This is a genomic window from Ligilactobacillus acidipiscis DSM 15836, from assembly GCF_001435755.1.
In the GTDB taxonomy this organism is placed as follows: Bacteria; Bacillota; Bacilli; order Lactobacillales; family Lactobacillaceae; genus Ligilactobacillus; species Ligilactobacillus acidipiscis.
On the sequence record NZ_AZFI01000050.1, the window covers coordinates 1 to 11,441 of the forward strand.

At 39.1% G+C, this 11,441-nt stretch carries 8 protein-coding genes and 1 tRNA gene; 6 read left to right on the top strand and 3 right to left on the bottom strand.

From position 1 onward, the window contains the following. Positions 1 to 12: 12 nt before the first annotated feature. Both FC65_RS05095 and helD read right to left on the bottom strand, forming a co-directional pair. Positions 13 to 85, bottom strand: a tRNA-Thr gene (locus FC65_RS05095). Positions 86 to 178: 93 nt separating this feature from the next. After that, positions 179 to 2,449 carry an RNA polymerase recycling motor HelD gene (gene helD / locus FC65_RS05100; protein WP_056971799.1) on the bottom strand — a complete coding sequence of 757 codons (2,271 nt, stop codon included), beginning with the start codon at positions 2,447 to 2,449 and terminating at the stop codon, positions 179 to 181. Between the two features lie 473 nt (positions 2,450 to 2,922). On the opposite strand from helD, the gene trpS reads away from it, so the two are divergent. Together trpS and FC65_RS05110 are read left to right on the top strand one after the other, a co-directional pair. Beyond that, on the top strand, positions 2,923 to 3,939 hold the full coding sequence (trpS, locus tag FC65_RS05105) for a tryptophan--tRNA ligase (RefSeq protein ID WP_056971800.1): 1,017 nt from the start codon (positions 2,923 to 2,925) through the stop codon (positions 3,937 to 3,939). A 57-nt stretch (positions 3,940 to 3,996) separates the two neighbouring features. Further along, positions 3,997 to 4,923, top strand: a complete 927-nt coding sequence (locus FC65_RS05110; RefSeq protein WP_056971801.1) for a Ppx/GppA phosphatase family protein — start codon at positions 3,997 to 3,999, stop codon at positions 4,921 to 4,923. Positions 4,924 to 4,960: 37 nt separating this feature from the next. Here the strand turns inward: FC65_RS05110 and FC65_RS05115 are convergent, their stop codons facing one another. Continuing rightward, positions 4,961 to 5,761, bottom strand: coding sequence for a substrate-binding periplasmic protein (locus FC65_RS05115; RefSeq protein WP_056971802.1), 801 nt, complete (start codon positions 5,759 to 5,761; stop codon positions 4,961 to 4,963). A 474-nt stretch (positions 5,762 to 6,235) separates the two neighbouring features. Between FC65_RS05115 and FC65_RS05120 the strand changes: the two genes are divergently transcribed. The 4 genes from FC65_RS05120 to metG all read left to right on the top strand — a co-directional run bounded on the left by FC65_RS05120 (position 6,236) and on the right by metG (position 11,363). Then, positions 6,236 to 7,501, top strand: coding sequence for a hydroxymethylglutaryl-CoA reductase, degradative (locus FC65_RS05120; protein ID WP_056971803.1), 1,266 nt, complete (start codon positions 6,236 to 6,238; stop codon positions 7,499 to 7,501). A 2-nt stretch (positions 7,502 to 7,503) separates the two neighbouring features. Then, a complete protein-coding gene (locus FC65_RS05125; RefSeq protein ID WP_056971804.1) occupies positions 7,504 to 8,457 on the top strand; it encodes a hypothetical protein in 954 nt (317 codons plus the stop codon). Between the two features lie 22 nt (positions 8,458 to 8,479). Further along, a complete protein-coding gene (locus FC65_RS05130) occupies positions 8,480 to 9,184 on the top strand; it encodes an NAD-dependent protein deacylase (RefSeq protein WP_010499380.1) in 705 nt (234 codons plus the stop codon). Between the two features lie 163 nt (positions 9,185 to 9,347). Next, positions 9,348 to 11,363 (top strand): methionine--tRNA ligase, encoded by a 2,016-nt coding sequence (gene metG / locus FC65_RS05135; protein WP_056971805.1) that lies wholly within the window; start codon positions 9,348 to 9,350, stop codon positions 11,361 to 11,363. Positions 11,364 to 11,441 lie beyond the last annotated feature (78 nt).

An 11,441-nucleotide genomic window follows, 5' to 3' on the forward strand; every position in this document is an offset into this window, starting at 1 on the left:
ACAACTTCAATAAGCCACTTGCCGGATTTGAACCGGCGACCCCCACCTTACCATGGTGATGCTCTACCTGCTGAGCTAAAGTGGCATGCAATTATCAGTACTTAAATAGTATATTATATACATTTAATAATTGCAATACTTAAAGGAAAAATCGAATTTTGCGTCAAAAAGGTGATCATTACTTGATCGTTAGGGTTTGTTCAACACCGTATAGATCTGGATCCAGCTGTGTGATCAGTGGGGACGGTTGGCCAATACTGATCATAACTAATTCATGCATGGCACGTGAACAAATAGTGTATAAAATGCCACGTTTGCTTGTATCTGGATATTCGTCAGCAGAAACATTATTTACGATCACACTATCAAATTCAAGTCCCTTAGCTAAATAAATAGGTAAGATCGCGATGCCTGCGGGCAAGGTTCTGTCCGATTCCTCTAGTAAGGTCACAGGTAGCTTTCTGTGTAATTTTTCATAGAGCTGCTTGCTTTTGGTCATATTTTTAGTGATCAAAGCAACTGAAGAGTATTCTTTTGCGGATTTTTTCAAATGCTGATATAAAGCCCTAAAAGATGCTTCTTCATCTGATACTTGGCAAATTAGCGGTCGTTTCCCTGGCCTATTAAAAGACTGGATAGAATTACCTTCTGGTAACAGTGCTTTCATGAAGTCAGTGATCTGTTTGGTGGAACGATAACTTTTGTTCAGTAACTTAAGGCTGCTATGTCGGGCTTGCAGTGTTTCAGACAGTTCAGACAGCAATTCTTTGGGGCGTTTAGACTCTGAATATAAGGCCTGCTCACTATCACCGAGCAAGGTTAATTTTGCAGCACCGAAGACGTGTTTTAAATAGATCATTTGTGCCAGACTATAATCCTGCATTTCATCAATAAAGAGATGAGCGATGCTATGGTTTTGTCCGCTATCAGTCAGTAGATCTCTCAAAAATAGCAAAGGAGCACAGTCATCTAAAGTGATACGATGATACTCTAAATTTTGTGAATATTCTTCAAATGACTGTGGCAGTTTTTGTTTTAAAAAGCTGCCATATTGTTCATAATCATCGAAGAAAAAATCATTAAATAATGCATCATAGATGACGGCGTATTGTTTTTCAGCAATTTTCATCCCAAGATAGGCCTGTTCTTCATCATAAGAAATAAAACTTTCTTTATTCTGTTCTCCCAGTAATTCATGATATTGTTCACCGCTTAGGTTTTCGAGCATATCTTGAATTTCTTGACTGGTAGCTTTTTTGGCTACTAAAGAGTCTAATTTTTTGGACAATTTCTTTTTCAAAGCATTAAAACGGTGAGCTAAGGTCATATTGCCCGGAAAACTGGTATATATTTTCCGAATTTCATCTTTAGAAAAAATTGTTTCGCCGTTTAAAGTGACATCAGTAAAGCAGATCTCAGCGGCCGGCAAATGAGCAGCATACTTTTTAACAGTCTGCATAAACTGAGGTGATTTTTTGTATGAACTTAATTTTTTTTGCTGCCGTGATAAATTGTCTGAGCTTTCATAATGTTCAAACAGTGATTCTACGTTTAAGCCTTGTAAACGACGAGAGAAAAACTCGTGTAAAGTTACCTGGCGCATGTTTTTTTCGCCTAGGCTCGGCAAAACGTCAGAAATATAACGACTGAATAACAAGTTAGGCGAAAAAAGAACGATCTGATCTGCATTTAACGTGTCTCGACTGTGATATAGCAAAAAGGCAATTCTTTGTAGAATGGCAGAAGTTTTTCCGCTGCCAGCGACACCTTGGACTAATAGGAGGTCACTTTTGGTGTTCCTAATAATGTCATTTTGTTCTTTTTGAATAGTAGCAACGATGTTTTTCATATATTCGTCACTGTGTTCATCGAGTACACTTTGCAAGATCTCATCACCAACGGTCTCGTTAGTATCAAACATATTTTTGATGACACCATCGTTGATCTTAAATTGTCTTTTCTTTAGAAGATCTGTCTGTTGCAGCCCGGCAGGAGTTTCATACTCAACTGTACCCAAGGTACCATTGTAATAAACGGAAGAGATCGGTGCACGCCAGTCATAAATCAGAAAGTTTTGCTGGTCATCATTTAGCGATGCTGTGCCAATATACAACGTTTCCCTGTCATCGCCAGGGTCTTGGATATCAATCCGACCAAAATAGGGTGTTTTTTCTAGCTCCCCCAGTGTATTTAACTGTTCTTTTAAGATCTGCTCGGTTTGAATGTTTTTAGCAACTAATTGTTTTTGTTGCTGGATCTCGGCATTTGTTTCCATCCGATCATCAACTTCGGTTGTGTTGACTTTGGCATTTTGTACGTAATTTTTTTCAACCGATGATGTTTCGTCATGGGCTTTTTTATATTCTTTTTCAGTCTGTTTCAGCTGAGATTGTATTTCTGTGATAACTTGATCTACACGCTTTTGTTCTAATTTTCTTTCGTTTTCCATGAATGCAGATCCTTTCTCTAAAAGATAAGCTTATTCCGCGACAAATATCAGCTTGCAAAGTTAACAAGCTGTTTAGATACGTGTCTTAGATCGTGCGGAATATTTGAATAAACTCTAATTAAGATACCACAAAATCTGCGAATTGTCAGAATTTTAGTTTTTTGGTCGTTAGGTCTTTACAAGCTTGACCAGTTTGATAAAATTAAGTTAATTAGTTGAACAGGAAAAGTAGAGACTGGCTGACAGAGATACATTGCAAGCTGAAAGATGTAAACAGAACTCGAAATGGACCTGGGATAAGACATGACAAATAAAATGAGTGGCGGGATTTCCGCAATTTAGGTGGCACCGCGAGCAATCGTCCTATTGTTGAAAAACAATAGGATTTTTTTGTATAGCGGTGCAAAAAAATTTTAGATATCGTGTTATCTGATATAAATCAAGAGTAAAAGAATGTAAAGGAGAAAATCGTTATGAGTAAACACGTAATTTTAACTGGTGATCGTCCAACTGGCAAGCTTCACATTGGACATTATATCGGCTCTTTGATTCAAAGGGTCGCTATGCAAGAAACGGGTGATTATGACTCTTATATTATGATTGCCGACCAACAGGCTTTAACAGATAACGCTCGTGATCCTGAAAAAATTAAGAAGTCCTTGATCGAAGTGGCACTTGATTATTTGGCAGTGGGGATCGATCCTCAAAAATCGACTATTTTTGTTCAATCTGCCATTCCGGCTTTAGCAGAACTAAACCTGTATTATTTAAACTTAGTGACAGTTTCACGCCTTGAACGTAACCCTACCGTGAAAGCTGAGATTCAGCAAAAGAATTTTGAGCGTTCTATCCCGGCTGGTTTTTTCACTTATCCAGTCAGCCAAACTGCTGATATTACAGCTTTTAAGGCAGATACTGTGCCAGTTGGCGATGACCAGGAACCAATGATCGAACAGGCCAGAGAGATCGTGCGCAGTTTTAATAGTATTTATGGACAAGAAGTACTTGTCGAACCTCAAGGTGTTTTTCCGCCCAAAGGGTCTGGACGTTTGCCTGGTTTAGATGGCAATGCTAAAATGAGCAAATCATTAAATAATGCCATTTATTTGTCAGATGATGCGGATACTTTAAAGAAAAAGGTCATGTCAATGTACACTGACCCTGACCATATTCATGTGGAAGATCCCGGCAAAGTCGAAGGGAACACAGTCTTTACTTATTTAGATGTCTTTGCAAAAGACAAGCAGCACGTAGCTGATCTTAAAGACCAGTACCGTGCCGGAGGACTGGGTGATGTTAAGCTCAAACGTTATCTAAATGATGTTTTGGAAGACACTTTGGCTCCAATCAGGAACAGGCGTGCAGAGTATGCTCAAGATATTCCGGCTGTCTATGATATTTTAAAAAAGGGCAGTGAAAAGGCCAATGAAGTTGCTGCACAGACTTTAAAAGAGGTCAGAGCTGCGATCGGCGTTAATTATTTTGAATAATACAATTTAAAGAAATAACCGAATAAATTGTGTAGTTTGAGACAAGGGGTGACAAGTATGGGGAAAGTTGCACTACTTGATTTAGGTTCTAATTCTACTAGGATGGGGATCTATCAAATCAATCAAGATAATTTTTTTCAAGAGATCAAACGTTTCAAAGAAATGACCCGTTTGGCAGAAGGTATGGGCGAATTTAGCACTAAATCAGTTTTAAAACAAGATGCGATCGATAGAACTATCGAGGCTTTAAAGAGATTTAAGTCAGAGTATGAACAAGTCTCAGATCTTACTATGGTTCGCGGTGTTGCTACGGCAGCTGTGCGTAATGCCTCAAATGGGGCAGGATTTTTAGACCGCGTAAAAGAAGAAATCGGGGTTGAAATTGAGGTCTTGTCAGGTGATTCAGAGGCATATTATGACTATGTGGGCGTGATGCATGCCTTTGATCTGAAAAACTGCCTGATCTGTGATATGGGAGGCGGTAGTTTTGAGCTTGCTGTGGTCAAAAATCGGCAGGCAGTTAATTATATCAGTATCCCATATGGAGCCGTGACTTTAAGTGAGAAGTATCATGCTGGTGAAAAGATAAGTGCGGCTGATTTCTTTGCTTTACAACGTTTTGTTCTCTATAAATTTCGACAATTACCCTGGCTTTCTGAAGGTAATGGCTTTCCACTTGTTTTATTGGGTGGGGCCAATCGAACCGTTGCCCGTCAAGGACGAGACCAAGCTGCTCAAAAAAATAAAGTAAATTTACACGGAGAGAAAATGTCATCCTTTAGTTTTGTCGAGATTTTCCAAAAGTGGCTGGGGCAGGATAAAAAAGAACGGGAAGACTCTTTGGGTGTTGAAAAAGAGCGGGCAGATATTATCATTGCTGGACTGACTCCGGTTGTCATGCTGATTCAACAATTTGAAGTTCCTGAAGTTATTTTTTCTGAAAGTGGGGTCCGTGAAGGAATTATAGCCGAATTAACTAAGTAAATAAAAAGGCTTGAGATTTTTATCCTCAAGTCTTTTTTTACTGTTGTGTAATGTCTTTCCCAAAATATTTTAGTGAAATTTTGTTTAAGCGGCCATCTTTGGACATCTTTTTCAAATCTTTGTTGATTTTTTTTGCAAGTTTTTTTGAATGATATGTTGCAACGCTCACTTCTTGTGCAGTGATCTGTGAATCTTTGATCCGTTTTAAAACTTGCTGAGTTTGTTGCTGGTCTGTGTGGTCTTTAGCTTGTGTATATTCCGGGTGTTTTTGCAAATAAGATGTATATTCAGGACCAGTTAAGATCGCAGCTTTGATTTTTTTATTTTGTAAAGCGGTCACCATTGCAGAGATAGACGAGTAGCGTTTCCTTTTAAACTGCAATTCTTTTAACAAGGAGCTTTGTGTACCATTTTTTAACATACCAACTTTGTGGTCTGCTAGTTTTTGTACTGACTTTTTAGTGCCATCGGCCCGTCTAAAAAGGATATTTTCTACATAAAAAATCGGTGTGCTTAATTTGTAATTAGCGGTTTGGGGCGAAAAGCTTCCCAGTGCAATGTCAATCTTACCGTTACGTAATTGCTTGAGCTGTTGCTTTTTATTTTTGCAAGGAACAATTTTAGCTTTTTGATCCAAGTCTTTTGCGAGTTGAGCAGCTACCGCGACATTTGCTCCGTGAGCTTGATTGTTAGAGTATGCTGAACTAAGTGGTGCGTCATCCTTTAGCACGCCCACTTTAAGGACGTTAACAGCTGAAATAGATGGCGTAAAAAAGAGCAGTATAAAAAATGAGAGTACAAATATCAGTATAAAATGTTTACGAGCGGTGTATTTCAAGAAAGAACCTCCTTTAAAAACAGAGCGAAGCATGACGTTTAGAAGGTGAGCACTAACGGACTTGCGCCCAATAATACGTTTTTCAGCATTAGGGGGTGCAAGTTGGTTAGGCACAACCTTCTGTCATGAGCAGCTCGACTAAAAAAACAGAGCGGTAAAAAGTCGAGAGAACTTGAGCACCAATGGTTTCGGGCAAGATGACAAGCGTCTTTCTTGTCGTGATGTTCGAATTGATTGGGCGGAGAGTTCTGGCTTTTGGAGCTGGACTACTAAAAATAAAGCTTGCTCCTGTTTCTGAAAAAAATAGAATTGTTGCCTGCTAGCCGAGCAAACATAGAATATAACTAACTATTTAATAGTTGAATAAACTAAAAGCTTGCAGTGTATATCACTTCTTATTATATAATAGGAACTGAATAATTTGTGAAAAAATCGGTTCTTAAATAAAATTTGGAGAAAGTGGGAGTTCACAAAATGAAGGGATTTGAAAAATACTATCGCAAGAGCTGGCCTGAAAGATTAAGTGTTTTAGAGCACGAAAATAAACTTACAAAAACGGAGATTCAACAATTAGAGAAAAGTGCTTTGGCTCCGGAGCTTGGCGAAACTCAAATAGAGAATTTTATTACCCAATTCAGCTTACCAGAAGGTTTGGGGTTAAATTTTGTGATCAATGGCAAGGAATACTTGGTCCCGATGGTAACTGAAGAGCCATCTGTGATAGCAGGCGCTAGTCACGGAGCAGCTATTGTTAAAAAAGCTGGCGGTTTTACTGCTGAAAGTGAACAACGAGCTATGCGCGGACAAGTTATCATTGAAAATGTTAGCAATGTAGCAGAATTAAAAAAGGAAATAGAAGATTTTGCACCTGCACTATTACAAACGGCGATAGAGGCTCATCCATCTATTGTCAAACGAGGTGGAGGTCCCTTACAGCTGGTTGTTAGGGTCTTAGATCATGATCTCTTGTCGGTTGACATGATCATCGATACTAAGGAAGCTATGGGGGCTAATATGATCAATACTATGTTGGAAGCTGTAGCCGCTAAATTACGTTCTGATTTGCAGGTGGATGTCCTAATGGCAATTTTGTCTAATTTTACGACTGAATGTTTAGTAACTGCTTCATGTGAAATACCAGTTGAATCTTTGGCAAAGGAAAATCTTTCAGGCAAAGAAATAGCCCAAAAAATCGTTCAAGCCAGCAGAGTCGCTCAATTAGATCCTTACCGGGCGACAACCCATAATAAAGGGATCATGAACGGGATCGACGCTGCTGTGATCGCCAGTGGAAATGATTGGCGTGCTATAGAAGCTGCAATCCAGTCCTACGCTGCCAAAGATGGACATTATCGCGGCCTAAGTACTTGGCAGATCAAGGGTGAACAGTTGGTGGGACAATTACGTATTCCTGTTCCGGTGGGTTCAGTTGGGGGTTCGATCGGACTAGTCCCACTTGTACAGCTCAATTCCACTTTAAGGCAAGAGCAGGATGCACGTGAGTTGGAAAATATTATTGCTAGTGTTGGGCTGGCACAAAATTTAGCCGCATTGTACGCCCTAGTTACTGATGGTATTCAAAAGGGTCATATGAATCTGCAAATGAAATCTCTAGCTGCCTCCGTCGGGGCAAGCGGAGCAGAGGTCAGCCAAGTTATCAAACGTTTGAAGAAACTACCACAACAAGATGCAGCGGCTGCCAAAAAGATTTTATACGAAATTAGAAATGAGGGTTTTTAAAAATGAGTGAATCAATGTTGAATCAGACTACATTAAAGCTGCAAAAGCAGGTCGAAGAAGCTGTTAAGAAAACTGTGAACGTTACTTTTAAGGAAGAAAAAAAGGGCTGGCTGGCGAGTGATCAGGCGCAAATGTACTTACATGATGGGCAAATGCAATTAGATGTGTATGATATTACAGCGCCTAATTACACGGTTTCTCATGAATTGCTTCATATCATGACGATGGTGCAAGATGTCCCACAGATCAATTTTAATATGACTACTGGCCAGACTGAACATGATTCAAAAATTATGACAGTTGGTATGGAACTGTATGATAGTGTGCTTCATTTGCAGATTTATCCACGTCAACGTGAATTAGGTTTGCTTGACGATGGGATAGTTGAGTTGTTTTATAAAGGGATCTTGGCACAATTAAAACCAGAACAAGAAGATGAAGTTGATAGTTGGATGGTTTTACGGACTGTTAAGTTGGTCGATGCATTAGTTTTATTTGCAGGTGAACAGCCAAAAGCCGAAAAGAAACTGCAAGAACTATATCCCCAAAGTTTCGAAGCAGCTCAAAGATTATATGCAAGCTTAACGGAAAAAAAGACAGCAGGCCCCCAGAAAATAAGGGCAGCAATCGTCAAGTTATGGCGTGGATTTGATGCACAACTAGAAAGTTGGGGCCTTGCTCCCTTAGAACTAAATGATTTCATTAGTCTGGAACCGGTCTTGAGTGAGCGGCAAACTAGGTTGGAAGTCTCTCAATTATTTGAAGTGTACCATTCATCATTACAAGATAATCTCCACTTTAAGCCGGCGTATATTGTGCGGTACAAGTCTGACCGGCAAAATTCTTTTGTGCTTCCAGAACCAAAGAGCTATAAAGAAAAAATATTCCGTGGTTTTTATGCGGCAAAAATTGGTGACATCTTGCAACAAATGAACGTTAACTATTTGTTACGCTAAAATTTGGAAAGGAAGTCTAGAAATGACTGAACTCAATGACTTATTGAATCAAGCAAAACATGTTGTATTTATGACTGGGGCAGGCGTTTCAACGGCGTCAGGTATCCCGGATTATCGGTCTAAAAATGGTCTTTATGCCGGACAAGAGGCACCAGAATATTTGTTGAGTGCACAGTGTTTACAACGGGAACCACAAAAGCACTATGATTTTGTAACCAAAAGTATGATCTATCCGGATGCTGTACCAAATGTGATCCACGAAAAAATGGCTGAGTTTGCCCAAAAAAAGGGTGCTATGATCATCACGCAAAATATTGATGGTTTGCATAGTAAGGCCGGTACGCCTGCAGAAAAGCTGGTGGAATTTCATGGTAACCTGACGAATGTGTACTGTCAAAAATGTGGACAAACAGCCACATTGGCGGAATATCAACAAGACATGCATCATAAAGGCTGCGGCGGTATTTTGCGGACAGGGATAGTTTTATACGGCGAGCCGATCAATGAAGATAACTTGCGACGTTCATTAGCCGCCATTGAATCTGCTGATCTTTTGGTCGTAGTGGGAACTTCATTTGTAGTTTATCCTTTTGCAGGTCTGATCTCTTATCGTTCTTTGCATGCTAAATTAGTGGCGGTTAATAAGCAGCGAATTAGTATTCCAGAAAATGGAGTCATGATACAAAATGATGCTACGAAAGAGTTTTCCTCTGTAAATGTTGAATAACTACAAAAAACATGGGAAAAATCTCATGTTTTTGTTTTTTCCAAGTTAATTTGGCTAGAGATAGTGAGAACATCAAGGTTAATATGCTATAATAAAAAGAATTGAAATTAAAATTTATTAAATAAAAAACAAACTTGAACTTGATAAAGGGGACGAAAGTTATATGGCTGATAAACCAACATTCTATATTACAACACCGATTTATTATCCATCAGGTAAATTGCATATCGGTAATGCCTATACAACAATTGCTTGTGATGTGTTGGCACGGTACAAAAGATTACAAAATTTTGATGTCTTTTTCTTAACGGGAACAGATGAACATGGACAAAAAATTGAGGAAAAAGCTGAAGAACTAGGGATGGCACCACAGGAATACGTGGATCAAATGGTTGCTGGCATCAAAAAATTGTGGAAAACCTTGGAAATTTCTAATGATAAGTTTATTCGTACGACCGATGACTATCATGAAAAAGCTATCCAAAAGATTTTTCAGAAATTACTTGACCAAGGTGATATTTATTTAGGCAAGTATAAGGGATGGTACTCTGTTTCTGATGAAGAATTCTTCACGGAATCACAGTTAGCTGAAGTTTATCATGATGATCAAGGAAACATGATCGGCGGTAAGGCACCTTCCGGACATGAAGTAACCTTGGTAGAAGAAGAAAGTTATTTCTTTAAGATGAGCAAGTATGCTGACCGCTTAGTCAAATATTACGATGAACATCCTGATTTCATTATTCCGCAAACTAGAAAAAATGAAATGCTGAATAACTTCATTAAACCTGGCTTGGAAGACTTAGCTATCACAAGGACTAGTTTTAACTGGGGCGTTAGAGTACCAAATGACCCTAAGCATGTTGTCTATGTATGGATCGATGCTTTGTGCAACTATATCACTGCCTTAGGTTATGGTTCCGATGACTTGACACTATTCAATAAATATTGGCCAGCCGATGTGCACATGGTGGGTAAAGAAATCGTTCGTTTCCATACGATTTATTGGCCGATCATTTTAATGGCTTTAGATTTGCCATTGCCAAAGCATATTGTCGGTCATGGATGGCTTTTAATGAAAGATGGCAAAATGTCCAAGTCCAAGGGCAATGTTGTTTATCCGGAAATGCTGGTTGAACGTTATGGACTTGATGCTTTGCGCTATTACTTGATGCGTGCAGTGCCTTTTGGAAATGATGGGGTCTTTACTCCCGAAGATTTTGTTAATAAAGTTAACTATGATCTAGCCAATGATCTGGGAAATTTGTTGAATCGCACAGTTGCAATGATCAATAAATATCGTGGAGGTCAAATTCCAACATTAGTTAGCGGTGTGACTGAATTTGATAAGGATCTGGAAGAAAGCGCACGAACCGCTGTCAAAGAGTATGAAGAAGAAATGGATAACATGCACTTCTCCAATGCTTTAAGTGCTTTATGGAAGTTTGTTTCGCGCAGCAATAAATATATCGATCAAACCGAGCCGTGGGCGTTAGCAAAAGATGATGCTAAAAAAGACGAGCTGGATAGTGTTTTGGCTCATTTGGCAGCTTCTTTAAGAGTAATTGCTATTTTATTACAGCCTGTTTTGACTCATGCTCCTAAAGAGATCTTTACGCAACTTGGTTTTGAAACAGCGGATATGCAGATCGATAATGTTTCTTTCTTTGATCTACCTGAAAATAGTCAGGTAGTCAAAAAAGGAACACCGCTTTTCCCTCGTTTAGATACTGACGAAGAAGTTGAATACATCAAATCTAAGATGACAAAAAACGAGAAGGTTAAGGGGCGTAAAGCAATGGCAGAAAAAATTAATGCTGCTAAGGAAAATACCTTAACTTTAAATAAAAAAGAGATCCGTTTTGATAAATTTGATAAGGTAGAGCTACGTGTTGCTTTAATCAAAGAAGTCAGCCGAGTTGAAGGTGCAGATAAACTTTTGAAGTTTAGTTTAGATGCTGGTGATCAAGGCGAACGGCAGATTTTATCAGGTATAGCTCAATGGTATCCAGAACCTGAAAAATTAGTAGGTCAGAAGGTAGTCGCTGTTGTTAACCTCCAGCCACGTAAAATGAGGGGTGAGGTCAGCCAAGGAATGCTGCTTTCAGCTGAATTTGGTGATCAGGTGCAATTGATCACTGTTCCGGACAATATTCCAGCAGGATCAAGTATCAGCTAATATAGAAAAGATAGAGGTTCGGGGAGAAAAACTTCTCGAACCTTTTTTAAAAACAGAGCGGAGGCAAGCGGGAAGAAG

What these genes read in the sequence shown, in the direction of transcription:
- helD (WP_056971799.1), bottom strand. Translation starts at nt 2,449, where the DNA reads ATGGAAAACGAAAGAAAATTAGAACAAAAGCGTGTAGATCAAGTTATC.
- trpS (WP_056971800.1), top strand. Translation starts at nt 2,923, where the DNA reads ATGAGTAAACACGTAATTTTAACTGGTGATCGTCCAACTGGCAAGCTT.
- FC65_RS05110 (WP_056971801.1), top strand. Translation starts at nt 3,997, where the DNA reads ATGGGGAAAGTTGCACTACTTGATTTAGGTTCTAATTCTACTAGGATG.
- FC65_RS05120 (WP_056971803.1), top strand. Translation starts at nt 6,236, where the DNA reads ATGAAGGGATTTGAAAAATACTATCGCAAGAGCTGGCCTGAAAGATTA.
- FC65_RS05125 (WP_056971804.1), top strand. Translation starts at nt 7,504, where the DNA reads ATGAGTGAATCAATGTTGAATCAGACTACATTAAAGCTGCAAAAGCAG.
- FC65_RS05130 (WP_010499380.1), top strand. Translation starts at nt 8,480, where the DNA reads ATGACTGAACTCAATGACTTATTGAATCAAGCAAAACATGTTGTATTT.
- metG (WP_056971805.1), top strand. Translation starts at nt 9,348, where the DNA reads ATGGCTGATAAACCAACATTCTATATTACAACACCGATTTATTATCCA.